Below are 25120 nucleotides of genomic sequence, written 5' to 3'. Positions count from 1 at the left end.
CTGGCGCCGTGACCGATCCGGGTGACGTGCGCTTCTCCAACCGGACCGGCCGCCCGCCGGGCCGCTACATCACGCTCGCGTCCCGGTTCCTGCCCGGCATCCGCCGGGTGCAGGAGCAGATCGAGCCGTACGCCGCGTTCTGGGAGGACCACAACCGCGGCGAGCTCGCCCGCACGGGGCCGCTGTGCGTCACGCTCGGCGACTCGATGGCGCTCGGTGTCGGTGCCGCGTCGCCGGACGGCGGCTGGGTCGGCCGCCTGGCCGCCGCGCTGCCCCGGCACCGGATCGTGAACCTGGCGCAGTACGGCGCCCGGGTCGACGACGTCCTGGCCCAGCAGCTCCCGGCCGCGGAACGGCTGCGCCCGGACCTGCTCCTCTGCCTGATCGGCGCGAACGACCTCCTGCAGCCCCGGCACCAGGACGGCACGGGGAACCGGTACGCGGTGCTGCTCGACCGGCTGCCGCCGGGGACCGTGATCGGTAACCAGCCGGGGACGTTCGCGGCGGCGCTGCAGGTCAACGGCCTGATCGACGACGCCGTGCGGTGCCGCGGGCTCGTGCTGGCCGAGTTCAGGGACCCGCGGACGCGGCACTGGCACGGCAAGCTGGCCTCGGACCGGTTCCACCCCAACGACCGCGGCCACGCCGCGATCGCCGAGGTGTTCACCGAGGCCCTGCGCCGGGCGGGCCGCTAGCTGGACACGGCCGCGAGCTCGCGGCGCGCGGTCGCCTTCTCGGAGCGGCCGGCGAGGACCGCGAGGCCCAGCCCGACGACGGCCAGGCCGGCCGCGACGACGTTCGGCGACGCGTAGCCGTACCCGGCGGCGATCACCGCACCACCGAGCGCCGCGCCGACCGCGTTGGCGACGTTGAACGCGGCCTGGTTCGCCCCCGAGGCGAGGTTGGGCGCGTCCCCGGCCGCGTTGATGATCCGCAGCTGGACGGCCGGGACCATCGCGAACGTCGTCACCGCGAAGGTGAACAGCGCGATCACCGCGGTCGCCTGGTTCTGCAGGGCGGGCACGAAGAGCAGCGCGACGACGGCGTCCGCGACCAGCGCCGCGTAGATCGTCGGCAGGGTGGCGATGTCGGCGAGCCGGGCGCCGACCATGTTCCCGACGGTCATGCCGACGCCGAACAGCGCGAGCAGCAGCGTCACCTCGGTCGGGGTGAAGCCGGCGATCTCGGTGAGCATCGGGGTGACGTAGCTGTAGGTGGTGAACAGGACGGCGCCGCCGACCGTCGCGACGAGCAGCGCCATCCACACGGGGCGGCGGGCCAGCGCGCGCATCTCCTGGCCGATGCGGACTCCGGCGGCGCTGCGGACGTCCGGCACGCAGAGGGCGACCGCGGCCGCGGCGGCCGCGGCGATCAGCCCGACGACGGCGAACACCCAGCGCCAGCCGATCTGCTGGCCGAGCAGTGTCCCGACCGGCACACCGGCCACGTTGGCGAGGGTGAGCCCGGCGAACATCGTCGCCATCGCTCGGGCCCGGCGGTCCGGGGCGACCAGGCTGCCGGCGACGACCGCGCCGATGCCGAAGAACGCGCCGTGCGGCAGGCCGGCGAGGAAGCGGGCGCCGAGCACGAGGCCGTAGCCGGGCACGATCGCCGACAGCACGTTGAACGCGGCGTACCCGCCCATCAACGCGATGAGCACGTGCTTGCGCGGGAACCGGTTCGCCGCGGCGATGAGCAGCGGTGCGCCGACGACGACGCCGAGCGCGTAGCCCGAGATCAGTCGTCCGGCGCCGGGAATGTCGACGCCCAGCCCGCCGGCGACGTCGGGCAGCAGACCCATGATCACGAACTCGCCGGTGCCGATCGCGAAGGCGCCGACCGCGAGAGCGGCGAGCGCGAGCGAGGGGCGCGTGGTGACGGCACGCATCGGTGACCCTTCCTGGGAGGAGCGGGGAGTTATGTCTCCGAGATGACGAACGACGCCCTTGACGCGAATAACCACGTTAGGCGAGGAAATCCGGAGGCGCCACCGGGAACGCTGTCCTCTGCGTCACGTCTCTGGTGAGGTGTTCCGATGGCGACCGGGAAGCTTCCGCGCAAGGTCTACGAGACCGAGCTGTTGCGGCTGCAGGGCGAGCTGTTGCGACTGCAGGAATGGGTCCGGGAGACCGGCTCCCGGATCGTCGTCGTGCTCGAGGGACGCGACGCGGCCGGCAAGGGCGGTGCGATCCAGCGGGTCAGCCAGTACCTCAACCCCCGGTTCTGCCGGATCGTCGCGCTGCCGGCACCGAGTGCACGCGAGCGCGGCCGGTGGTACTTCATGATCCACCACCTGCTGGCGTCGATCCCGTGGCAGCCGGTCGACCGGCGGGTGCTGACGCTCCCGGAGCGGCCCGCGACCGGGGGCTACGAGCGGCCACCGCGCGAGGTGCAGCGGGACGTGCCGGACCACGCCGCGAGTCTGCTGGAGTAGCCCCACTCGTCCGGCTGCCCCGAAGGCCGCGGCGTACGACCTCGCGCGGCCCGCGCTCACGGGGCGGCCGGGATGGCGGCGCCCCCGCCACGGGGCGCCGCCGTCGACCGGTGGGTTCAGGCCCCCGGCAGCGAGTGGTGCTCCACCCAGTGCTGCGCGATGTCTCCCCGGGTGGCGACCCACACGCCGTCCTTGCTGGTGATGTGTTCCAGGAACCGACGGAGCGCCGTCAGCCGACCGGGCCGGCCCACCATGCGGCAGTGGAGCCCCACGCTCATCATCTTGGGGCGCGCCAACCCGTCCGGGTCGCCTTCCTCGTAGAGGGTGTCGAACTGGTCGCGGAGGTAACGGTAGAAGGGTTCCGCGTCGCTGTATCCCTGCGGCAGGCAGAATCGCATGTCGTTGCAGTCGAGCGTGTACGGCACGACCAGGTGGGGCTTCTTCTCGCCGTCGGACTTCTCGACCGTCATCCAGAACGGCAGGTCGTCGCCGTAATAGTCGGAGTCGTAGAGCAGGCGCCCGTCGTCGACGACGAGCCGCCGGGTGTTGGGCGAGTCCCGCCCGGTGTACCAGCCCAGCGGCAGGCCACCGGTCATCTCCTGCATGATCTCGAGCGCCTGCTCCATGTGGGCGCGCTCGACGTCCTCGGGGACCTCCTGGTAGTGGATCCACTTCAGCCCGTGGCAGGCGATCTCGTGGCCGCGCTTGAGGAACGCCTCGGTGACCGCGGGATGGCGCTTCAGTGCGGTAGCCACGCCGAAGACGGTCAGCGGCAGGCCGAACCGGTCGAACTCCCGCAGGATCCGCCACACGCCCTGGCGGGAGCCGTACTCGTAGATGCCGTCCATCGACATGTGGCGGCTCGGGTACGGGGTCGGGTTGAACATCTCGGAGAGGAAGGTCTCGGCGGTCGGGTCGCCGTGGAGAACGTGGTTCTCCCCGCCTTCCTCGTAGTTCAGGACGAACTGTACGGCGATCCGTGCACCGCCCGGCCATTTCGGGTCGTAGCCGTCCTCCCCGTAGCCGACCAGGTCCCGGGGGTATTCGGCGGTGCTGTCATACACGGAAGGCAACGACATCATGACCTCTCGATCGCGGCGAGCATCGACGACACCGGCCGCCGGCTCCGTGGTGAATGATTCTGGTCGCCGTGCCACGCCGACGCGGGTCGGTGGCGGCGCGGACCGACCGCGGCACCGTCACGCGCCGCGCCTGCTGGGGGTCGCCCACGCTGCCCTCCTCCCCGTCGAGCCCGGACCCAGGCCCGGCACCGCTCGTAATGGAATCATTTTTCCGCTTGGTGGACATGGTTCGACCGGGTGACGCTGCCGGACACGACATGGCCGCCGCGTCCACGGGCGGCGCTCGGACGTCGGCGCCTCAGGCGGCACCGTCGTCGTCGGTGAAGCCGTACTCGGCGGCGAGGTCGTGGACGGGCAGGGTGCGCCCGGCGTGGCGGGCGACGTCATAGTCCTGCAGGAGAGCGCGGACCGCCCGGCCCGGGAACTCGATGGAGTCGGAGCCGGGCGGCAGTGCGTCGCCGAGCGCGGCCGTGATCGCTTCGGTGCGGGTCAGGCCGGGCGCGAGGGCCAGCGCGGTGACCCCGTGGGGGCGCAGGTCCTGGGCAAGCCCGTAGGCGAGGCGGCTGATGCCGGTCATCGCGAGGTCGTAGAACAGGTGCCCGGCGAGGACGCCGGTGTCGTTGCCGTCGGTGTAGCCGGTCAGCACCGCCAGGCCCCGGCGCCGGATCAGCAGGGGCGCGGCGTGCCACGCGGTCAGCGCGTGGCCGCGGACGCCGGCGTCGATCATGTTGTGCCAGTGCTCCCAGGGCAGGGTCCAGAACGGGCCGCCGGCGAACGGGAGCGCGTTGCCGTCGAAGGCGTTCGCGACGAGCAGGTCCAGGCCGGCGTGCTCGGTCCGGACCCGCTCGAACAGTGCCGCGACCCCCGCGTCGTCGGTGACGTCGACGGCCACGGGCACGCCCTGCCCGCCGCGGGATCGGACCTGCTCGGCGGTGTCCTCGACGGTGCCGGGCAGCTCGGACCGGCGACGGGCCCGCGTCTCGCGGTCGGCGACGTAGACCGTGGCGCCGATCTCGCCCAGGGCGAGCGCGATGCCGCGGCCCACACCGCGTGCGGCGCCGGTGACCACCGCGACGACCGGACTCGTCGGGTTCTGGACGCGAGCGGGTGCACTCATCGCCTTCTCTCCTCTGCTCGATTTGCCCGGACCGAGTTAGGTGGGTATATAACCACATATGAGCCGCCGTGTGGTGCCCGATGCCGAGCCGCTGTGGCGGGCGCTGGCCGATCCGACCCGGCGGGCGATCCTGGACGCGCTGCGCCACGGACCCCGCACCACCGGGGCGCTGGCCGGGGCGTTCCCCACGACCCGCTACACCGTGATGGGCCACCTCGACGTGCTGGTCGACGTCGGGCTGGTCACCGTCGAGCGCCGCGGCCGGGAGCGGCTCAACCACCTCAACCCCGTGCCGTTGCGACAGGCCTACGAGCGGTGGGTCCGGCCGCTGGCGTCCACCGCGGCGGACACCGTGCTCGGCCTGGAGGAGGCACTCGTGACCGGAGGGAACGCGATGATCGGCATGGCACCGGCGATGGAGGTACGCGCGCAGCACCACGTGGCGGCCGATCCCGCTCGGACCTGGCGCACGGTGATGAACCTGCCGCAGTGGTGGCCCCGGCGGTGGAGCGAGGACCAGCGCCTCGTGTTCGAGCCGTGGGTGGGTGGCCGGCTCGGCCCGACTGCCGGCTCGAACCCCGGGGGCTTCGACACCGGCGCGGAGGGCGAGCTCTGGGGAGTGCTCGCCGCGCTGCGACCGCACCGAGAACTCGTCGTCGACGGCGCCATGGGCCTGCCCGGCCCCGTGCTCGGCCAGTGGCGACTGCAGCTCGAGCCGGTCGGCGCCACCACCACGACGGTGACCGTCGAGCACCGCGTCCTCGGTGCGGTCAGCGAGGAGGACCGGGACTGCTACGCCGCCGGATGGCCCGACACCCTGGCCGCGCTCGCGCGCTGTGCCCAGGAACGATGAGCCCGCAGCGTCGCAGGGTCACCGGCGGCCGCTGCGCCCCCGGGGCCGCAGCCGACCGGACTCTGCGGGATGCGCCCCCGGATCTGCCCCACGACGACGACGGCGCCGACCGGGAGCGGGGGAAGCCCAGGTAGGCTCGCCGCAGGCCCTCGTAGCTCAGGGGATAGAGCACCGCTCTCCTAAAGCGGGTGTCGCAGGTTCGAATCCTGCCGGGGGCACGCAGGTCAGAGGCACATCGACGATCCGCCTGGCCATCCCCGTGGAGCTAGACGTGGAGCGAGTTGCCGTTAGGCTCGCTCCATGGCGGGACCTCGCAGCGCACGACGACGCCAACGCGGAGAGATCCACACGCTCCCGAGCGGATCGCTGCGGGTGCGCGTGTATGCCGGCATCGACGCCCTCAGTGGCAAGCGGAACTACCTCGTCGAGACCGTGCCCGCCAGCCCGAAGGCCAGGGCCGAAGCCGAGCGGATCCGCACGCGGTTCATCAACCAGGTCGACGAGCAGCGCAACCCCCGGACCAAGGCGACCGTGAACCAACTCATGGACCGCTATCTGGAGCTGCTCGACGTCGAGGAGACGACCTGGCAGCGCTACGAGCAGACGATCCGCTGCCACATCCGTCCGCTGCTCGGAGAGCTCACGGTCGCGAAGCTCGACGGCGAGACGCTTGACAGCCACCAGGCCATCCTCCGCCGCTGCCGGGACCACTGCGATGGCCGGCGCAAGATCGCGCACGCCGTTGAAGGCCCGCATGACTGCTCCGAAGCCTGCCGTCCACACGTCTGCAAGCCGCTCGCGACGTCGTCGATCCGGAAGGTGCACTACTGCCTCAGCGGCGCCTTGAGCCGGGCCGTCCGCTGGCGCTGGGTCACGGTCAACCCCCTCGATCAGGCAGAGCCGCCTCGCGGCTCCCGCAACGAGCCGGACCCACCGACCGCCGAGCAGGCCGCGACGATCCTCAACGCGGCGTTCCGCGATGCCTGGTGGGGTACCTTCCTCTGGCTCGCCATGACGACCGGCGCTCGACGTGGCGAACTGTGCGCGCTGCGCTGGGACCGGGTTGACCTCGACCGAGCCGTCATCACAATCCGGACCAGCATTGCGCAGCACAACACGAAGACATGGGAGAAGGACACCAAGACCCATCAGCAGAGGCGGATCGCGCTCGACGCTGACACCGTCGCTCTTCTCCGTGCGTACAGGGTGCAATGCGAGTCCGATGCGGCGGCTCTGGGTATCCCGCTGGCGGCCGAGGCACGGGTCTTCTCCGACGCTTTCGATGGGAGCACCTGGCGCCGGCCGTCGTCGGTCTCCAACCGCTACGTGCGGATGTGCGCCAAGCTCGGGTGGGACATGCATCTGCACCAGCTTCGCCACTACTCGGCCACCGAGTTGATCTCTGCGGGAGTGGATGTCCGGACCGTGGCGGGACGTCTCGGCCATGGGGGCGGCGGCTCGTTGACTCTCCGTGCGTATACGGCGTGGGTCGCGGAGGCCGATCAGCGTGCGATGAAGTCGGGGGTCCGGATGCCGGGGCTTCCGACTGGCGTTCACAACGGCGGCCAACTCGTCCCTTCTCCCCAGCGTCCTCCCTCCGGTGACAGCCCGTACCAGCGGATTGCCTCGGACCTGCAGGGCGCAATCACGTGTGGAGTTCTCAAGGCGGGCCAAGAGTTACCGACCGTGGCCGCTCTCCGGCAGCGCTACGGGGTGTCTGCCGGGACAGCGAACCGAGCGGTCGCACTGCTCAAGGAAGCCGGTCTGGTGGAAGCGGCCCGGGGCCGTCGAGCGCGGGTGGCTCAGCGAATCAGCCCGTTGTCAACGGCGGCTCAATCTGGACCCCTGTGCGACGGCCGAAAACGGACCCCCTGTGGTTGATGGTTGTCAGTCGTTGGTCTTGGTGGCGGCGGGGACGCGGCCGAGGTCGCGGTCCTTGAGTCGGTAGCTGTCGCCCTTGAGGGAGATGACCTCGGCGTGGTGGACGAGGCGGTCGATCATCGCTGCGGCGACGACGTCGTCGCCGAACACCTCGCCCCAGCGGCCGAAGGGCTTGTTGGAGGTGACGATCAGGCTGGCGCGTTCGTAGCGGGACGAGACGAGCTGGAAGAACAGGTTCGCCGCTTCGGCTTCGAACGGGATGTAGCCGACCTCGTCGACGATCAGCAGCGGGACCCGGCCCAGCTTGACCAGCTCCTGCTGGAGCCGTCCGGCGTGGTGGACCTCGGCGAGGCGGGCGACCCACTCGGCGGCGGTGGCGAACGCGGTGCGGTGCCCGGCCTGGCAGGCCCGGATCCCGAGCCCGACCGCCAGGTGGGTCTTCCCGGTGCCGGGTGGGCCGAGGAACACCACATTCTCCTTCCCGGTGATGAAGTCCAGGGTGCCGAGGTGGGAGATGACGTCGCGTTTGAGGGAGCGTTGGTGGTCGAAGTCGAACTCCTCCAACGACTTCCGCGCCGGGAACCGGGCCGCCCGGATCCGTCCTTCGCCGCCGTGGGCCTCGCGGGCGGCGACCTCGCGTTGCAGGCAGGCGGCCAGGAACTCCTCATGCGTCCATCCTTCGGAGCGGGCCCGCTCGGCCAACCGCTCGACCGCCGCCGCCAACGACGGCGCCTTGAGCGCCCGGGTCAGGAATGCGATCTCCGAGGCGACGTGGCGCCCACCCGCCGCGGTGGTGGGGGTGTTCTTGGCCGCCATCAGGCCGGCACCTCCTCGTCCAGGCCCTCGAGGCCGAGGATGCGGTCGTAGTCGGACAGGGTGCGCTGCTCGACCTCAACCCCGGTCGGGGTTCGCTCGAGCTGGGCGGTGCGGGCGGCGCGCATCGCCGCGGCGGCGGCCGCGTGGGCCGGGTCGGTGAGGGTCTGATGCCGCGCCCAGCAGCGGTGGTGGCGGGCGACGCGGCGGCCGTCGCAGGACACGACGAGCACGTGGTCGAGGTCGGCGGTGACGGTGACCCTGCGTCCGACCGCGCAGGGGTGCACGGAGTAGTCGTTGGCGTCGAGGCGGACGTAGTGGTCGCGGGGCAGCCGCAGCGAGTGCGCCCAGCCGACCAGCGCCGACCCCGCAGCCAGGGGTGGCAGGACGAGCATGTGGCCGTGATCGGCTGCCCACCGGTCGACCGGACGGCAGCCGAGCCGGCGGTGCTGGCGGGTGTTCGCCCGGGCCAGCCAGACCCCGAGCTGGGCGTTGAAATCCGCCGGAGAGACGAAACGGCGGCCGGGCAGGAACGAGGTCTCCAGATAGCGGTTCCCGCGCTCGACCAGCCCCTTGGCCTCGGGGTCGCCGGGCTTGCACTGGATCACCCGGATGCCGAGCGCGCCGCGGAAGCTGTTCATCGCCTCGGTCAGCTGCGGACGCCCGCCGCGCCAGGACCCGACGGCGGACTCGTTGTCCCACACCAGCGCCCGAGGCACCCGTCCCCACCCGCCCAGCAGGGCCCAGTGCCCGGCCAGCAGGTCCGGGGCTTGGCGGGAGGGCAGCATCCGGGCGGTCATCGCCCGCGAGTAGCCCGACACCATCACCAGCACCGGTGGGCGCCCGAGCTGCCCAGCCCCGAGCGGAACATCGACCGGTGGGAACCACAGATCGCACTGCGCGAGCTCACCGGGCCGATAGTCCATGCGCGACGCGGGGTCGACCGGGACAAACTGCGGGCGCAGCTCACGGACCCGCTCCTTGAGCACCGTCAGCGAGCGTGTCCAGCCGATCCGCTCGGCGATCACCGTCGCCGGCATCTGCGGCCATTCCACCAGCAGGGCCCGGATCTGCGGCTCCACGACGTCGACGATCGAGCCCTTCGCCGGACGCTGATAGCGCGGTGGCTCATCGCTGGCCAGGGCCCGGCGCACCGTGTTCCGGCCGATCCCGAGCTTGCGGGCGATAGCCTTGATCGGCATCTGCTCCACCCGATGAAGCCGACGGATCTCCGCCCAGTCCTCCACCTTCAGCACCCCTCACTATGGCGAGAAGGGGGTCCGGGTTCACCCGTCGCCACGGGGTCAGGATTCAGGCGCCGTCAGCACCCGTCTGCACAACGCGTGGATCGGTAACCTGACCGGTCCCGGGTGGGCTCCACGATGGCCATCACCGGTGATCAGCTATCGACATCGATCCTGGTCACGAGCGGTGTGGATGTCGAGCCGTGCTCGACCAAGGTCAACCCAAACCGGCAGTAAGCGTTGGCATTCCCGTTGGCTCCGGCTCATGAGTCGGGCCGGTCTGGAAAGTTCAGGCGCATCCACTCACTGATCGGGCTCCGGGCTCCACTCCTGCTCGAGCTTGTGCTGCACCAGCGCCTGCAGGCCCGTGTCGGCGCTCAGCCGGGCGCGTTCGGCGCGCCTCAATGAAGGGCCGTCCCCGGAGGGACGGCGACCGGCAGCACCGGGTTGACCCCGCCTGCGCCGTCCAGGAAGCCTCAATGAAGGCCGTCCCCGGAGGGACGGCGACCTGAGTGGACCGGAGTCACCCTGCGGCAGGTCCTAGCCTCAATGAAGGGCCGTCCCCGGAGGGACGGCGACCGCCGCAGGTTGTGCGTGACGCGGCCGGTCTTCGTGCCGCCTCAATGAAGGGCCGTCCCCGGAGGGACGGCGACGACGGCGTCCTGGAAGTCCTGCTCCGTCGCGCCCAGGATGCCTCAATGAAGGGCCGTCCCCGGAGGGACGGCGACGCGGCGCAGCGAGCTCGTGGGAGCTCGCGTTGAAGCGGGCCTCAATGAAGGGCCGTCCCCGGAGGGACGGCGACGGGGTACTCGATCATCAAGCCGGAGCGGGCGTTCGTGCCTCAATGAAGGGCCGTCCCCGGAGGGACGGCGACGGGGTACTCGATCATCAAGCCGGAGCGGGCGTTCGTGCCTCAATGAAGGGCCGTCCCCGGAGGGACGGCGACATCGACGGGATCCGGCGCCACGCACCCACCTGCGACTTGCCTCAATGAAGGGCCGTCCCCGGAGGGACGGCGACGTCGTGGAACGCGACCACGGTGGTGCGGTGCCCGTCGGGCCTCAATGAAGGGCCGTCCCCGGAGGGACGGCGACGGTCGTCGTCAACGACCGCCGGGTCCGGTCGACCGGGCCTCAATGAAGGGCCGTCCCCGGAGGGACGGCGACGGGCAGGGAGTCGCGCACCGCCGTCCACGAGCCTCAATGAAGGGCCGTTCCAGGAGGGACGGCGACGTGCGGGTTAGACCCGATGACGTCGCGGTTCTCCCGGCCTCAATGAAGGGCCGTCCCCGGAGGGACGGCGACTCGTCGCTGCCGGTCCCGGTCGCGTTCGTGGCGCTGCCTCAATGAAGGGCCGTCCCCGGAGGGACGGCGACCGTGGGCCGGGTTCGCGCCCGGGCTGCGGGGCGCGCCTCAATGAAGGGCCGTCCCCGGAGGGACGGCGACCCCTCAGCGGCGACCCACTGCCCGAGGACGTTGCGGGCGCCTCAATGAAGGGCCGTCCCCGGAGGGACGGCGACCAGGGTGCCAAGTTGACCACCTTTGACCTGCGTCGTCGTGCATGTTCTGCGAAGCCTTGCTCGTCCGGTAGCCGATCGGGTGAAGATCGTCCTCCGTCACTGTGTTCAACCGACAGAGATTCCCAGCTCGCGCCGCGTGCGAGCGGTCGCCGGGTTTTCGAGCCGTTGGAGCGCTCGCGGATTAGATGATCAGTGCGCTGTCGCCTGTCAGCACCCGTCTCGCGCCCACCCGCTCGAGGCGTCGGCGGGATTCGTCGCCAAGCGGGCCGAGATCACAGATGAGCAACGAGTCCGTGTCGAGGTGCAGCCGGGCGACGACGTTCACCTTGAGACGGAGCATCTTGGCAGGTCTCGTGTCGACGACGAAGACGCTGTACTGAATCCGATCACCGTGCGCCTCGAGCAGCTTCGCGACGCGTGTCCGACGGATGTCGGATCCGACGTCGTAGGCCAGCAGGTATCGGTGAACGGCGTCACTCATCGGACAGTGACCCCTTTGTAGCGGTGCTGGGTTCCGTCCAGGACTCCGAGGATGAGCCGGGCCTGGACCTCCATCGCTCGACGCCAGGTGACGTCGTATCCGAAGATCGGGTGCCGGAAGGAGGTGGTGACCCGTCGTTCGTAGGCTGTGATCACTGCGGCTCGCCCGGAATCACGCAACCGGGTCGAGCCGGTCACGTGCGAGAACGAGGCAGGTTTCAGTTCGCCGTTGTTGAACGTTCCGATCACGACCGAGTCGGCGACCGGAGCACGAAATTCTTCGATGAGATCGAGCGCGAGGGCGGGCTTGTTCCGGCCACTGGAGTGGAGGAATCCGGCGTGCGGGTCGAGCCCGCAGGCGACGATCGCTCGGATGGCATCAGAGAGGAGCAGACCATAGGTCAGGTTGAGCGCAGCGTTGACCGGATCGCTCGCCGGTCGGCGGGTACGGCCGGCGAACGACGCCCACTGGCGCACGGACGGGCTGAGCATCGTCGTAAAGGCTTCGAAGTACCTGGCAGCGGCGTCACCTTCGATGCCGTAGAGCTCCGCCGTGGACGTCGCGTCGTCGGCGCGTCTCTGGAGCCGGCGAAGGGTTGCGTGGGCGTCGCCTTCGCCGTGTCGCCGGATCATGGTCGCCTGGTTGCCGATCTTTGCGGCGACGAATCCGCGGGCGAGCCCGAGGTGGCCGTTCGCGGAGGCCACGTGCTGGTGGACTCGGGGTCCGCCGTTCGGCGAGTTGGCCGACGATGCCCACCCGATCACCCGGCCGGTCCCCGAGCACCAGACCGTCGGGCATCGTCTCCACAGGAGCTCGCGAAGCAGTCCGCTGGAGACGTCGACGTTGCCGTGGACGACGAGGGCGAGTACCCGTTCGATGGGTACCGTGCGCAGCTCGTCGTCGCCCTTGACGACCCGGACGCGGCCGGACCGTAGTGCGGCGCGCGCGCCGGGAGTGGCGAGGTGCAGGACCTGGGAGTCGGGGTCGGCGACGAGCACGCGTCGCGTGACCGGTTCCAGCGCCCGTTCGTCGGGCAGGCAGACTCCCGCGTGCGAGCAGGTGCGGCATCGCGGGTCGTCGACGAGCGGTTCGGGCGCGGTCTGCGCGTCGAGCACCGCTCTCAGCCGGCGAAGCTGTTCGAGTGCGGCGTCGAGCTCGTCCGGTCCGATCGCGACGTCGGCGTACTGCCGGTGGTCGACGAACCAGATCGCGGCGGCGTCGACCGTGCGGCCCTGTTCTCGTAGCGCGATCGTCTGGAGCGCCAGTTGGACCCGCATGGCGTCGGTGACGGCCGGCCGACGCCGGACGGGAGTCGACTTGTACTCGACGACCGTCGTCCGCCCGTCGTCGTCGATCTGCACTGAATCGCAGCGGCCGACGAGGCCGTGTTCGGCGCTGAGCACGTCGACCGAGCGCATGGCCTGGGCGCGGGAGCGCCCAGGATCGTCGACGGCGTGATGCGCGGCGACGCCCACGGCGACCTGGTGGGTGTCAGTCGTCTCGCCCAACGCCTCCAACCAGGCCCTCCGTGGGCAGAAAGCATGGTGGGCAACCAGGCGGATCGGAATCGGTTGCTCGTCGACGCTGGTCACGGTGAGTCCCCGATCTGTACGGCCTCCGCGCGCAGGGCGCGGCGCTCGGGAGCGTTGTCACTGCCGAAGCGACCGATGGGAAAGCGCAACACTCCGACGACCCGTCGCGCCCGCAGCCAGGTGTGCGCGGTCTGCCGCACGAGCGGGTCGGCCGCGTACCGTTCGACGCCGTCGGTGGCCGCGACCCGCAGGTGCTCCGAGGCCAGCAGGGAGCGGACCCGCGCCGGCCGCAGAGCACCCGTCCAGTACGGGGTGAAGAAGTACTCCTGGTGCGGGCGGCCGAAGTGGCCGCTGCTCAGGGCCGCCTCGGCGACCCGCAAGGCGGTCGGCAACCACCCGAGTCCCCACAACGCGCACCACACCAGGGCGTTGTCGACCGGGCCGGGGGTGGAGAGCCCGGTCGCCGAGACGCTGTCGGAGCGGCCTCCGATCTCGTCGACGGGCTTCGACCCGTCGATTCCCGCAGCGATTCCTCCCGGGCCGCGGGCCGAGACCGCCTCGGCCACTGGCCGCAGGCGGTTCCCGACGAACTCGGATCCGCGGTTGCGCGGCTGCATCTCCCACCGGCTCGCCCCGTCGTCCTGCAGTGGCTCGTCACGTTGGTTGAAGCTCCAGTAGCTGGGCTCACCGAGCGCGGCCAGATAGCGCAGGTCCGGCCACGCGCGTGCATCGATCAGGGCGTCGAAGACGCCGTGCCGCGCACGCTGGAGCGCGGTCCACGACGCGTCGTCCTTGAACGCGCTCAGCCGCGGGCTCATGACGCCACGCCGGTCCTTGCCGGAAGCCACGTCCACCCAGCTGCGTCGCGCATCGACGTGGGCACGCACGGCGTCATCGACGACGCGGGCGGTAAGTCCCTCGGCATGCACCGTCGGTCGGGATCCCTCCCATGTCAGACGGACCTCGTGGGCGCCGGCGTCGTCGAGGATGTCGGCGAGTCCGTAGAAGGCGAGATGGTGCAGGAGCACGGAGGGCTCGGAGCCGGCCATGACGAACCCGGTCATCGCCCCTCCCCGGAGATCTGCCCGTCAGCCGCGCGCAACAAGGCCTCGACGTAGGCGCAGCACCAGACGCCGTGACGGAGCCGGGTCCGCTCGATCAGCTCGTCCCACCCGCCCGCGTCGAACAGCTCCTCGGCAAGCCGGGTGAGGACCGGTCCGGCGCCGGGACCGAGGAGCTCGGATGCGGTGTGGGGGAACGAGGTACGACCGTGCCCGTGGGTGGATCCGATCAGGCGCGCGACGAGGTCCCGTTCGTTGGTGTCGCCGATGTGCGGCCACGCGTCGATCACACTGCGTTGTTCGTGTCGCCAGCGTGGCGGCAGGCCGCTGCGGTCCTGTCGGCGTCGCTGGGTTTCCGGACCGACACCTCCATGGCTCTTGGCCAGTGGCGGGCCCGCGGGCCGGCCACCGAGGCGGACCTGGAATCGCGGATCGGCCTTGCCGTCGTCGTGGTGGAGCGCCGCGGAGGTGAGCGCCGATGTCAGCGGCGCAGGCAGGCCGACCGCTGCTGCGAGCTCCCCGGAACGCTCGGCGACGTCGCGCTGGTGCGCGGCGAGGGTGACCCGCCCCGAGGCCGGGGTCCACTCCTGGCGGATGCTGTCGTCGGCGTCACGTCGGCGACCGTCGATCACCACGAGCTGTCGCGGTGGCCCGTGGCTGGGCAGCACCACGACGTCGGCGGCACGCCGGTCGCCGGCGGCCAGCAGGCCGGCGGCCGCGGCCGCCATCGGGTCCTTGTCGGTCTGGTGGTCGGTGAGCCATTTCTCGGCGACCGTCCAGGGGTCGACCGGTGGGCCTGCGTCGTCGACCGGGTCGTCGATGGGGGCCAGTTGGTCGATCAGTGCCGGGTCCGCGAGGGTGACGCGGTGGACGATCTCACCGGTGCGGGGCCCTCCGGCGCGGTGGGCGATGGCTTCGAGCACGTCGGTCGCCCGAGCACGTCGGATACCGCTCGACTCGGTCACGGCGACGGATGGGCTTCCCTGCTCGCCGGGGGTGAACAGGGCGAGGTCCGCGCTGAGGACGACCACGTCACCTGGGCGAATCCGCGCCCGTTGCTGCTCCGATGGCCCGGTCCAGGTCAGCGGCCCGACGTCGTCGCCCCGGACGAGCACGGCCGGGAGCTGCGCGTGCCGGTCGTGGGTGCGCAGGCGTGCGAGTTCCTCCGACAGGATCTCGGCCGCGGTCTGGATCGGGACACCGAAGGCCTCATGCCGGCGCGGGAGAAGTACGCGGATCTGCTCGACCGCGTCCGCGCTGTCGGTGGGCAGGTCGTCCCGGACGACGAGACTGATCGAGGTCTCGGGCCGGAGGTCATCGGAGAGCCACAGGTCCAGTTCGGGTTCGGCGGCGAGCTGGTCGCTCGTGCGGTCCCAGTGCCAGACCTGGCCGAGCTCGAGGCGTTGTAGCAGTCGTCGGGTGTGGCGTTGCTGGGGTGGCGGGTCACCCCGGACGGCCCACGGGGCCAGACCCAGCTCATCCTCGGCCCGACCGGTCAGCCAGGCGAGGGCGCTGCTCAGGTCGTCGGAGTCGTAGGGACCCGATCGGTCCCGCGCGGAGACGTCCCCGTCCGGCACAATCACCACGACCGGCCCGGCCGCAGCGAGTCCACGCCGGTTGGCCCGCCCGGCCCGCTGGACCAGGGCGGTACCGCTGGCCAGTTCGGTCACGATCGCGTGCAGGTCCAGGTCGGCTCCGACCTCGAGGGTCTGGGTCGACACCAGGACGTCGACGTCGGAATTGCCGGCCGGGGTCAGCAACCGGGGATAGCGGGTCTCGAGAAGCTCGACGTCGACCGGGCGAACCTGGCCGCAGAGCATGACGACCCTCAGCGGGCGTTCACCGATGCGCTTGTCGCGCAGTGCCGCTGTGAGGGCGACCGCCCGCTCGACGGTGTTGACGAAACATCCCACGGTCGGGTGTTCCCGATCTGCCTGTGCGATCAGCTCGACGGCGCGGCGCGCGATCTCGTCGACGACGGTGTGTCGTGGGCGGGTCGTCCGCCAGTCCTTCCGCGGCACGAGCGAGATCGGTTTCGGCCGGCACAGCCGTTCCCGCAGCGACGACCCGTCAGCCAGATCGGTCTCGTCGACCCCGAGACGACGCCCCTCCCCCGATGCCGGGGTCGCGGTCGTCTCCACCACCTGCAGCGGCGGCGGTCCTTCCCATGCGTGGTCGGCGACCGGGACCAGCTGGGCGACGCGTCTGGCGGTGCAAAGCAGCTGGCGTGACAGGTGGGCCTCGTCGAGCACGGCGACCGTGTCGAGGGCCAGCAGGCCGGCCTCGCGCGGCCAGGCACGCGAGGAGGAGCCGTACCCGCGGAAGAGCAGGCGGCTTCCCCACATCTCCGGTGTCGCGCAGAGAACGGCCACCGCGGTCGGATGGTCTACCCAGCGCCGCGACGGCGGTTCCCCGCCGCGGAGCCGGGCAACCAGCAGCGGGACCTGGTCCGCCCCGGCCCGTCCGGCTCGCAGACGGTGCGCCACCTCGGCAAGCACACCCTCCTGCGCGGAGTCGAGCTCCTCGGCGAGCCGGCACGCGTAGCGGTACTGGTCGTCGACCAGCACCCGTCGTGCGACGATCATCGCCAGGCGCCGCGGCGGGCGTGCCAGGCCCCGCGCGGCCGCGAGAGCGTGCGCGAACACGTGGACGTCGATGACGCTAGTCTTGCCCGCCCCGGTCGGAGCCACGAGGGCCTCGGGCCAGCGGCCGGCGTCTAGCACCGAGTCCAGAAGCCGTTCCTGCCAGGCATACGGGGCGCTGCCCTCGTGCAGCGCGGCGAAGTAGGCGGCGAAGTCACCGCGATTGAGCCTCACCACGGGTGCTCCGGAACGGGCGAACCCTCGGCGACGTCGAGCGGGACCAGCAGGCCTCCGCCCAGATGGCGGCTCTGCCCGATCGCCTGCACGGTGCACGGTCCGCCGAGCTGACCGAGTCCGAGCGCCACCCGGTACGGGCGGACCACGGCGTCGTGGTGCACGTGATGGGCATAGTGCTGGACGGTGCTGCGCCGCACCGGATCGGTGCGCAGCACGACCGCCCCGGCCGCATTCACAGCATCGACCAGCGCATGGTCCCGCTCTGCCCCGCGACCGTGCACCCGCGCAATGCCCGAGCCCTGCCAGACGAACCCCAGCGACAACAGCGCGGCGTGGGTGAAGGTCCAACCTCGCTGCCCCCGGGTGTCCGGTACCGCCGGCGGGTCGCTTCGCCAGACCCGGACCGTCCCGGGTGCCGGCTCCAGCCACAGCGCGTCCCCGTGGACGACCTCCACCGCTCCGGACACCCGAGCCTGACGGGCGTGCTCGCCCGCCTCGCCACGGCGGCGCCCGACAGTCAGGTTCCGCAACGCCGCGACAGCGCGGTAGATCAGCTCCAACTCGCTGGGCGCGGCCGGCGGCAACAACACGGCGAGCGCGCTGCGGGCCCCGGCCGGCAGCCGCGCCGGCACATCCCGGTCGAGAATCTGCAGAGCCAACCGGTTCGCCGGACGCGTACCCGGGTCGGGATACACGCCGGTCAGCAGCGGAGGCGCCGCCGCATCCAACATCTTGATCAACGCCTTGTGCGCGGCTACGCACCACCGCACCCGGTCCCGCTCATGGATCCGGCGATCGAGGGGAACGAGCAGGACCTCGGGCCAGGGCACCTCGGCGACGGTGCGGCCGGCCGGCCGATACATCGCGGGACGCACCGCCCCGCGCGGCGGTACCGGGCTGGCCGAGCGCTCGCTCGAACCGGCGCGATCGGACCCGAGCCGGCCCGTGCGCCGCAGGCGGTGGGCCTCGACGAGCTCGTCGAGCCGACCGGGAGCCGGGACGTCCAGCATCGTCCCGGGACCACCGGAGAACGGCATCGCCTCCCGGTCGAGAACGTGGGTGGGCTCCGGATCGTCCTCGGCGGCCTCCATCGTCACCGGGCATTCAGCGGTGCCCAGATGCGGCACGTCCGGGCACAACGCCCGCAACGCCTCGGCGACCGGTTCCGGTGGCGGCTCCCGCCAGGTCCAAGTGAACGGGCCATCCACCGCGGTGACCGATTCGTGCTTGGCCAGGGTGCGGATCCCACGTGCGCCGCCGACCGGCCCGATCGTGCCGTCGTTGCGATAGGCGACCGCGTCCTGCCGGCTCACCCGAAGCTGCGGGATCCGCATCTCGGTCGGCGGGTTCTCCTCGACCCAGCGCAGCGCCGCCTCGTCGGCCTCGCAGGGCACCCACCCGTCCTCTCCGGCCACCGCCCGGGGACCAAACCCGGCCGCGCACAGCAGCGCAGCATGCAGCCGCGCCACCGACGGGATCGTCTCCGGGGTCGCATCGGGCCGGTGGCCCCGGTAGGTCCCGAGTAGCGGAGTAGCACGCAAGGTGAACACCACCTCAGTTCCCTCCGGCCTCGTCCTCGACGGCGCCGGCCAGGATCGCCGGGTCGCCGTCGACCGCGAGCACGACCCCGTTCCAGGAGACGCCGGCTTCCTGCTCGGCACGGGTCAACGCCGCAGCCAGCAGCGCGTCGGCTTCCTCAACGCTCAGCGCGGACAGCTGCGTCTGGGTCCCCCCGCGACCGTGCAGAACCACCGCGGTCGGACCGGATTCCACGAGGTCACAGTTCGCGCGCAGCACCAGCTCGCCGTCCGACCGTGCCAGCGCAGCCAGCGCCAGCGCCGCCAACAGCGCCCGGCACGCCGCATCACCCTCGGCGCCCTTCCCGAACCGGACCTGGCGCAGAGCCGCGAAACTCAGCACGTGCGAGCGCACGATCTTGCTGCAGGCCACACCGGCGAGAGCCTCCAACGTCGGCGGAATACCACCCAAACCCACCGGTGACGCCTTGACCCGCTGCTCCCCCTTCGCCGCACCAGCAGACTTCACGATCTTGTCGTAGGTTCCCCGGCTCAGCTCCGAACGCTGACGGTCGGCGAGCTCCTTCAAAGCCGGCCCGGTCAGCTCGATCCGCATCCCGAGCGGGTCGATCCGCGCCCCACCCTTCAGCTCGGGGCCCTTCGGTTCGGGGCCCTCCGGCTCGGGACGACCGGAACAGAACCCGACGATCTCCCCCACCAGGACGCTGCGCCAGCGCCCCTGCCGGGTGGCCCGACTCGAATCCCACGAACCGAACACCAGGCTGGCCGGGCTGGTCTGCAGCAGAGCGAACGCGTCACCCGGGTGCGCGTCGCGTACACGTCGGTACCGCTCGTCCTGAGTCAGCGGCGCCCCGCTGATGGTCGCCGCCCGGATGTGCCCGTCGAACACTCGATGGGGCAGCTCCAGATCCGACAACTCCACGACCCGATCACCGACCCGGTAGCTGACGGCCACTCGCGGCAACCGGGAGAGCACGTCGTGGCCGTCGACGATCGCAGCAACCAACCCCTGCTCACAACGATTGTTCTGGGACTGCTTCGAATCGATCACCACCGCGTCCGCCGCCACGCCACCGTCGAATCTCGTCTCGTACGCGTAGGTACCGACGTCCGAATTTCTGACCGCGAACTTCGCCGGAGCCACCGACGCATGCGACCCGGCCGCCGGCGCCAACTCCGTGACCGACGTCAAACAGCTGGCCCCGCCACTTCGACACGCCGCCAAAAGATCTTCCAAGCCGATGATCGAGGACACCTGCACTCCAAACCCAGTGAACGGTGAAGACACCAACTATCCGATACGGTCTCGGAAACATCATCGTCAAAATCGGGTAGAGGCAGTCCAACTATGAGGTATGTCGCCCGCGGCGCTGTACTCTCCCCTCGGAGGCAGGCCCTTCATCCTGGACTCATCGTTGGCCTGCCGCATAGCGGAAACACGCTCGCCCGCCTCCACCATCGGCGCACCGATCGTCCGGGAGCCCCGATCCACAGATGACAATTTCGCCGCCGACGTTACGCGAGCTGACCGAACTCTCCCGCTGCTCAGGCGTTGTGACCTGACGCTTGTGCGCCAGAACCTCGTCGGCACGGCAGAAGAGCCTGGCGTAGCCAAGGTAGCGCGTTTGACTACGGCTCACGCTGAACACCGCGTGGTGTTCTATCTACTCGCGATGCAGCCGTAGTGCGCTTCCCAGGTCGGTTGTGTCGACCTCGCCGTTCTCGTCCAGGCCGGGGTTGACGATCCCGACGACGTCACCGACCTCCACGCGATACTCCTGCCGCCCCTCCGACCGGGCGAGGTCGGTGAGGACCGCGACGGCATAAGAGCGCGCCTCGGCCCACCCACCGGCGACGCCCGCCCGTTCCCACGCGACGTTCTCGGTCCCCCGGCGGAGGACACCGACGCGCCATGCGACACCCATGCCGGTGAGACTGGCGCGGATCGGCCCGGCCGCGCCAGCGGCCGGGCCGATCCATCCACAAGTCGATCACTTGTCGAGTGCCTCCTGCACCGTCAGCAGGTTCGCCGCGGTACGCCACCCGTGCAGCAGGGCGGTGTACGAGTTCGCGTCGCACATCTCCCACGAGATCGGCCCGATCTCGATGTGCAGGATCGACGGCCGGTCGCTGCCCGGCCGCACCGGCAGCAACGCGATGTCGACCTTCGGCGTTCCGCCGAGCCGAACCAGCGCCGTCGCCGACCACGGCCCGGTCGCCATCACCCCGCGGGCCCGCCCACCGAGCACCGGCACCAGCGAGCGGGCCAGAGGTGCTGCCTGGGCCCAGCCCTGCTCGACGATGCGGGCGGTGAAGCTGCTGCGCAGGTAGACCAGGACCGCGCCGAGGGTCAGCCCGAGCTGCTGCTCGGCCGTCCCGGCGTTCTGCAGGTCGACGCGGGTCGGGACCTGTCCGGCGACCCGAACGGCCATGCTCATCACCGCCGCGGCGCCGTAGGCGGTCTGCCCCCGCTCGACGGGGGCCGGGGTGATGGGGTTCATCGCCGTGCCCGTGCCCGTGCCGGTGCCGGTGGTCGGTGTGGTCCTGGTGCCCATGCTGGCCTCCCGATCGTCGTCGGGCCTGTCGGCCCGGGTACCCCTTTGGGGTGGCGGGGCGCTGTTCCCCGCCGCCGCAAGGCGTCCGGGCACGGCCGGCGAGGCTCGCGGTCAAGGGCCGGACGCAGTCCGGTCGCGCAGCGACGCGCAGCGCCAGCGGAGCGCCCTTGACCGGGAGACCGGCCGTGCGAAGCCACCGGGCCGTCAGGCCGCGCCGAAGGCGCTCCACTGGTGTTCTCGGCCGCGCGGCCTTGAGCGGGTCTTGCGTGTCGCGGCCCGGTTCAGGCCACGACCGCCCAGTCTGTTGGCGCAGATGCCCACCGCCGCCGATGGGCAGCTACTGGTCGGTGAGTCGGTAAACCGTCGAGCGGGTCGGCGTGGATCGGTTTCCGACGATGGTGGCGCGGACCCAGGTCCAGCGTCGTTGCTGCCGGCCGGGGCCGACCGGCTGGTAGCGCCAGGTCGCGCGACGCAGGTGGGCCGCCCGCCCGGCCGGTGATCGTGTTGTTGTCCGGTGCGGGCCGGTGGTGGGTGATGTGGTGGCGATGTCGAGGACGTGCACGCCGGCGTCGTCATGCTCGGATAGCTCGGCGTCGGTGGGCCGCGGGTCCGTGCCGGGAATGCGGGTGCTGGTCGCGGTGGGGTGGAAGTGGGCCAGGCACACCCCGGCGAGGGTGTTGTCGATGGCGGTCGTCCAGTGGGTGGCCCAGCGGGAGGCGGGCACGGTGATCCGGCCCAGGGGCAGGCCCCAGGGGTGGTGGATGGCCAGGCACCAGGCGAACTCGTCGGCGGGGTGGCCGTCGGGGTCGGCGGTAAAGATCAGCCCTTCCACGGTGGCGCCGTAGCGCTCGACGAGCTGCAGTGGGGTGGCGAGGTCGGCGCGGCGGGTACCAGGGGCCAGCCGGTAGAGCGGTTCCTCCAGCAGCGGTGCCGCGGTGGCGCGGCCGCGGGCGTAGAAGATCTCGACCGGGGCGCGGGTGTCGGGCGGGTCGGGGTGTCGGGCGGGAAGCTCCCACCCGGACTCGAAGACCACGATCACCGTGGGGAAGGGCAGCCGCCGGTCGGTGCCGGCCGGCAACGGTTGGGAGCGGGGGAACCCGTTCGCGTGCTCGTTGCCGAGCCACAACGGCACCGCCCGGCTCTCGGAGTGCCAGTTCTGGGTCCAGGCGCTGCGCCGATACCAGTACGCCAGATCCACCGCGTCCTCGGGCAGGGAGAGCAGGGGGCGGTGCCGCCACGGTGTACTCACCACCGGGTGGGCCCGCGGCCGCGCAGGGAAGTCCCCGTGCGGGAGGTCGGGGGCGCCGGTCGTGGTCGCGCCGAGCTCGGCGCGCAGCTCGGCGGCGTCGGTGCCGTCGGGCAGGCCCATCCACGGCGGCACCGCCCAGCACCACAGCGCGGCGCGGCTGTGCTCGCCGGCCCGCGACGCCATGTGCGCCGCGATCCGGTCGTGGTCGGTGGCGGGGACCTCGGGCGGGATCCACCCACCCACCTCGAGGGTGCGACACAGTGGGGTGTCGGCGCCTGCCCGGCGCCGAAACGCCAGGTGATGGTACGCCAGCGGCGCGCTGCGGTGCACGGAGTCGAGATTCGCGCGCACCCCCGTGTTCAGGGCCGTGCGCAACCGCGCCGGGTCCGCGCTGCGCCCCGCGATACGGGACAGCCGGGCATCACAGCGGCCCAGCTCGATCTGCGCCTCGGTCAACGCCGCGCACGCCTCCCCCAACCCGGCCGCGGCCCGCGTGACCTCAGCCTCGACCGGGGCCATCACCCGCGCCGCCGCGGCGGTCTCAGCGGCCAGCCGAGCCTGTGCGGTGTCGGCGCGCCGCACCCCGGCCTGGGCCCGGTCCAGGCGGTCCCGTTCCCGCACCAGCTGTGCCGCCAGCGTTGCGATCTCGCCCTCCAGCGCAGCCCGGTCCCGGTTGACGCGGCGGCGGGCGTGCTTGCCCCGACTCACCACCCACCCCTCCCCCGCACGGTGTCGGCGTCCTCGCGCGCGCTGGCGCGGAGTGCGTCGGCGAGACCCTGGATCGCGGCCAGGCCGCGCTCGCACGCCGCCTGACCACGGCGCCGCTCCCCCGCGTCCGCGTCCGCGTCGGAGAGGCGGGTGGCCAGACGGGCGATCAAATAGTCGACCTGCTCGAACTGGTCCATGACCTGCTCGAACACCGCGCGCTGCCGCAGCAGCACCGGCGACCGGCCCGAATCGCGGTCCCGACGCACGACCGCGATCGCCCGCTCCCACCCCACCCCACGCGCCGCGGTCGCCTCGGCCTGCCGGCGCCGCGCGATCACCTCGGCCAGCTCGCCACGCAGCCGGTCACGCCGAGCCCGCAACTCCTCCAATGTCAACGAACCCGGCCGCGCCGGCGGGCTGGTCGTGTCGGACGGGGCGCGGTTCACGAGCCGTCCCGGGCGCTCGGGTGCCGCCGGGCCCCGGTGGCGCGGGCCACGGTGTCGACGTCATCACCGTCGTAGGCCGTCCGCACCCCCGAGATCGACAGCCCGGCCGCGGCGGCGAGCTGCTCGAGCGTGTACGGCCGAGTCCGGCCCGGCGAACTGAACTCCCGCGCATAGGCCAACAACCGTCGCTTGTGCCGCTGCGCCGCCAACTCCCGCGCCCGCGCCCCCGCCAACTCGGCCAACAACGGATCCTCCGGCTCCGGCGCGACCTCCCACTGGTGCCGCAGCTCGTCGGCCAACTCGGCCCGCTCCCGAGCCAGCTCGTCGGCCACATCGGCCCACGCCTCCGGCGGATCCACCGAGACCGGGTCCGCGCACGCCAACGCCGCGAGGGCATCGAACACGTCGTTGTTCATGGCTCCGAACGATACCCAGATTTGCGATGATCGCAATAACATGCGGACATCGCAGACACAGGCGGGGTGCGGTCGACCCAGGGCACCCATCCCCGCCGGCCCACTCGCCGGACGCAGTCGTCGACGCGCGTGCGTAGTCGACGCCGCTGGCCATGGCGGCGTCGAGGGCGCCCCGCCGCGGATATCGCGACCCGCGCGCGCCGCAGGGGCCCTGCCAGCGCGGCTGGCCCTCCCGGTGCTACCGACGACCAGCTCGGTGCGCCGGCCGACAACCTCGACGACGAGGCTGCACGGGTCGCCCGGACACGGGCGGTCGCAGGCATCGGAGTTGCTCGAGACCTAACGCCGGTGCGTGTCGCGGCGCCAGCACGCGCGCGTCGGTCAGGCTCCGGCGCGCGCTCAGGGGTCGACGAGCTGCAAAACCCTGCGGGCCTCGTCGAGGTCGTCCTGCCACACCCAGAGCCGGTACGGCGGGTCGATCTGGTGGTAGCTGAAGCGCCCCAGGATGGTGCGAGTGCGGACGTCGATACAGACCCGCCGGAAGGCTTGATCGATCCGCTCGCCCGGTGGGACCGGGGCCTCGTTCGGCCGGTCGGCGGCGCCCAGCTTGATACAGGCCCGGTACTCGTAGCCCAGCAGCAGGTCCGCCCCGAACTCCGCCCACGCACCCAGCTTCTGCTCCCACGCGGTCTCGGCGGCGTGGACGGCGCGGGCGAGGTCGGCGTCGCGCGGCAGCGACGGGTAGATCGGGAACAATGCCGCCCAGCCGGTTTCGACCAGCTGCAGGTTGAACGTTCGCCGCTGCGGGTCATCCGGCGGTGGCAGCGGTGCCGTGAGCCACGGAGTCACGTAGGCCAGCAGCCGCCCGTTCTCCTCGATGACCTCCCCGGTCACCACAATCCCGACCTTCCCCACCCCACTGACGGGGTCGATGGTCAGGCGTTCGGCGCGCATCCGGGCGAACTCCTGCCCGGCCCGGGCGCCGGCGCCCAGGTGCCGGGCCGCCGCGTCCGCAGTGAGCCGGTTGAGCAGATGCGCGCGTAGCCCCGGCCCGATCGCGTCGTAGACGCCGTCTGCGAGCCGCTGCCGACACCGATCGAGGGTGGACTGCGCGGTCGGTGCGCTGCCGCCGACATGCGTCTCGGGGGTGTCGATCGAGACCATCCGCACCGACTGGTCGATGTTGACCGTGTCCCCGTCGACGCCGCGCAGCAGCGGCGCGTCATAGACCCGCCGGGTCTCGGGCCGGAAACCGAACGCGATCTCAGCCACAGCGGGCACCGACTTTCCCGAGTCCGAACACCAGGCACATGAGTGGTCAGCCGCGACAAGCCTAGACAACCGTCGGGCCCGGGTGCGTCGTCAACACTGG

General features: G+C 71.6%; 21 protein-coding genes, 1 tRNA gene and 1 CRISPR repeat array. Of the genes, 5 read left to right on the top strand and 17 right to left on the bottom strand.

Features of this window, described 5'->3' with window-relative positions; genetic code table 11:
* The first annotated feature begins 8 nt into the window (after positions 1-8).
* The gene (locus H7X46_RS02860; RefSeq protein WP_186357919.1) at positions 9-695 is read left to right on the top strand and encodes an SGNH/GDSL hydrolase family protein; all 687 of its coding nucleotides are present in this window, start codon (positions 9-11) and stop codon (positions 693-695) included.
* Here the strand turns inward: H7X46_RS02860 and H7X46_RS02855 are convergent.
* Positions 692-1888: an MFS transporter gene (locus H7X46_RS02855; RefSeq protein WP_186357918.1), complete on the bottom strand. Its 1197-nt coding sequence runs from the start codon at positions 1886-1888 to the stop codon at positions 692-694. The genes H7X46_RS02860 and H7X46_RS02855 overlap by 4 nt on opposite strands.
* A gap of 147 nt (positions 1889-2035) precedes the next feature.
* Here H7X46_RS02855 and H7X46_RS02850 point away from each other — a divergent pair, with 147 nt between their 5' ends.
* A complete protein-coding gene (locus H7X46_RS02850) occupies positions 2036-2434 on the top strand; it encodes a hypothetical protein (protein WP_186357917.1) in 399 nt (132 codons plus the stop codon).
* 116 nt (positions 2435-2550) lie between these two features.
* Here the strand turns inward: H7X46_RS02850 and puuE are convergent, their stop codons facing one another.
* A complete protein-coding gene (puuE, locus tag H7X46_RS02845) occupies positions 2551-3498 on the bottom strand; it encodes an allantoinase PuuE (protein ID WP_222131178.1) in 948 nt (315 codons plus the stop codon).
* Between the two features lie 316 nt (positions 3499-3814).
* Positions 3815-4633 carry an SDR family oxidoreductase gene (locus H7X46_RS02840; RefSeq protein WP_186357915.1) on the bottom strand — a complete coding sequence of 273 codons (819 nt, stop codon included), beginning with the start codon at positions 4631-4633 and terminating at the stop codon, positions 3815-3817.
* A 58-nt stretch (positions 4634-4691) separates the two neighbouring features.
* Between H7X46_RS02840 and H7X46_RS02835 the strand changes: the two genes are divergently transcribed.
* From H7X46_RS02835 to H7X46_RS02825, 3 genes are all read left to right on the top strand, one after another.
* Positions 4692-5486, top strand: a complete 795-nt coding sequence (locus H7X46_RS02835; RefSeq protein ID WP_186357914.1) for a metalloregulator ArsR/SmtB family transcription factor — start codon at positions 4692-4694, stop codon at positions 5484-5486.
* Positions 5487-5631: 145 nt separating this feature from the next.
* A tRNA-Arg gene (locus H7X46_RS02830) sits at positions 5632-5704 on the top strand.
* A 154-nt stretch (positions 5705-5858) separates the two neighbouring features.
* Positions 5859-7367 (top strand): tyrosine-type recombinase/integrase, encoded by a 1509-nt coding sequence (locus H7X46_RS02825; RefSeq protein WP_370588578.1) that lies wholly within the window; start codon positions 5859-5861, stop codon positions 7365-7367.
* A gap of 6 nt (positions 7368-7373) precedes the next feature.
* Here H7X46_RS02825 and istB read toward each other — a convergent pair whose 3' ends face one another.
* The 14 genes from istB to H7X46_RS02755 all read right to left on the bottom strand — a co-directional run bounded on the left by istB (position 7374) and on the right by H7X46_RS02755 (position 25020).
* Positions 7374-8183: an IS21-like element helper ATPase IstB gene (istB, locus tag H7X46_RS02820; protein WP_186357912.1), complete on the bottom strand. Its 810-nt coding sequence runs from the start codon at positions 8181-8183 to the stop codon at positions 7374-7376.
* Positions 8183-9436 carry an IS21 family transposase gene (gene istA, locus H7X46_RS02815; RefSeq protein WP_186357911.1) on the bottom strand — a complete coding sequence of 418 codons (1254 nt, stop codon included), beginning with the start codon at positions 9434-9436 and terminating at the stop codon, positions 8183-8185. Before istA ends, istB begins: the two co-directional genes overlap by 1 nt.
* A gap of 386 nt (positions 9437-9822) precedes the next feature.
* Positions 9823-10943: a CRISPR direct-repeat array (repeat unit 36 nt; unit sequence GCCTCAATGAAGGGCCGTCCCCGGAGGGACGGCGAC).
* A gap of 181 nt (positions 10944-11124) precedes the next feature.
* A complete protein-coding gene (cas2, locus tag H7X46_RS02810) occupies positions 11125-11424 on the bottom strand; it encodes a CRISPR-associated endonuclease Cas2 (protein WP_186357910.1) in 300 nt (99 codons plus the stop codon).
* The gene (gene cas1 / locus H7X46_RS02805) at positions 11421-13016 is read right to left on the bottom strand and encodes a CRISPR-associated endonuclease Cas1 (protein WP_186357909.1); all 1596 of its coding nucleotides are present in this window, start codon (positions 13014-13016) and stop codon (positions 11421-11423) included. Before cas1 ends, cas2 begins: the two co-directional genes overlap by 4 nt.
* The gene (locus tag H7X46_RS02800) at positions 13013-14020 is read right to left on the bottom strand and encodes a hypothetical protein (protein ID WP_186357908.1); all 1008 of its coding nucleotides are present in this window, start codon (positions 14018-14020) and stop codon (positions 13013-13015) included. The genes cas1 and H7X46_RS02800 overlap by 4 nt, the downstream gene beginning before the upstream one ends.
* Complete coding sequence (locus tag H7X46_RS02795; protein WP_186357907.1) at positions 14017-16833, bottom strand: type I-U CRISPR-associated helicase/endonuclease Cas3; 2817 nt, start codon at positions 16831-16833, stop codon at positions 14017-14019. Before H7X46_RS02795 ends, H7X46_RS02800 begins: the two co-directional genes overlap by 4 nt.
* Entirely contained in the window at positions 16830-18386 is a 1557-nt protein-coding gene (csb2, locus tag H7X46_RS02790; protein ID WP_370589045.1) for a type I-U CRISPR-associated protein Csb2, read from the bottom strand. Before csb2 ends, H7X46_RS02795 begins: the two co-directional genes overlap by 4 nt.
* Positions 18387-18390: 4 nt before the next feature.
* The gene (cas7u, locus tag H7X46_RS02785) at positions 18391-19629 is read right to left on the bottom strand and encodes a type I-U CRISPR-associated RAMP protein Csb1/Cas7u (protein ID WP_222131176.1); all 1239 of its coding nucleotides are present in this window, start codon (positions 19627-19629) and stop codon (positions 18391-18393) included.
* A gap of 409 nt (positions 19630-20038) precedes the next feature.
* Positions 20039-20299 (bottom strand): hypothetical protein, encoded by a 261-nt coding sequence (locus H7X46_RS02780; protein WP_186357905.1) that lies wholly within the window; start codon positions 20297-20299, stop codon positions 20039-20041.
* Positions 20300-20365: 66 nt separating this feature from the next.
* Complete coding sequence (locus H7X46_RS02775; protein ID WP_186357904.1) at positions 20366-20929, bottom strand: hypothetical protein; 564 nt, start codon at positions 20927-20929, stop codon at positions 20366-20368.
* A gap of 337 nt (positions 20930-21266) precedes the next feature.
* Complete coding sequence (locus H7X46_RS02770; protein ID WP_186357903.1) at positions 21267-22886, bottom strand: hypothetical protein; 1620 nt, start codon at positions 22884-22886, stop codon at positions 21267-21269.
* Positions 22883-23266 (bottom strand): hypothetical protein, encoded by a 384-nt coding sequence (locus H7X46_RS02765; RefSeq protein WP_186357902.1) that lies wholly within the window; start codon positions 23264-23266, stop codon positions 22883-22885. The genes H7X46_RS02770 and H7X46_RS02765 overlap by 4 nt, the downstream gene beginning before the upstream one ends.
* Positions 23267-23328: 62 nt before the next feature.
* A complete protein-coding gene (locus H7X46_RS02760; RefSeq protein WP_186357901.1) occupies positions 23329-23748 on the bottom strand; it encodes a hypothetical protein in 420 nt (139 codons plus the stop codon).
* A gap of 399 nt (positions 23749-24147) precedes the next feature.
* Entirely contained in the window at positions 24148-25020 is an 873-nt protein-coding gene (locus tag H7X46_RS02755; protein ID WP_186357900.1) for a thermonuclease family protein, read from the bottom strand.
* Positions 25021-25120: the final 100 nt, after the last annotated feature.

The sequence above is a fragment of the Pseudonocardia sp. C8 genome, from assembly GCF_014267175.1.
In the GTDB taxonomy this organism is placed as follows: Bacteria; Actinomycetota; Actinomycetes; order Mycobacteriales; family Pseudonocardiaceae; genus Pseudonocardia.
This window is presented reverse-complemented; position numbering and strand designations above follow the sequence as displayed.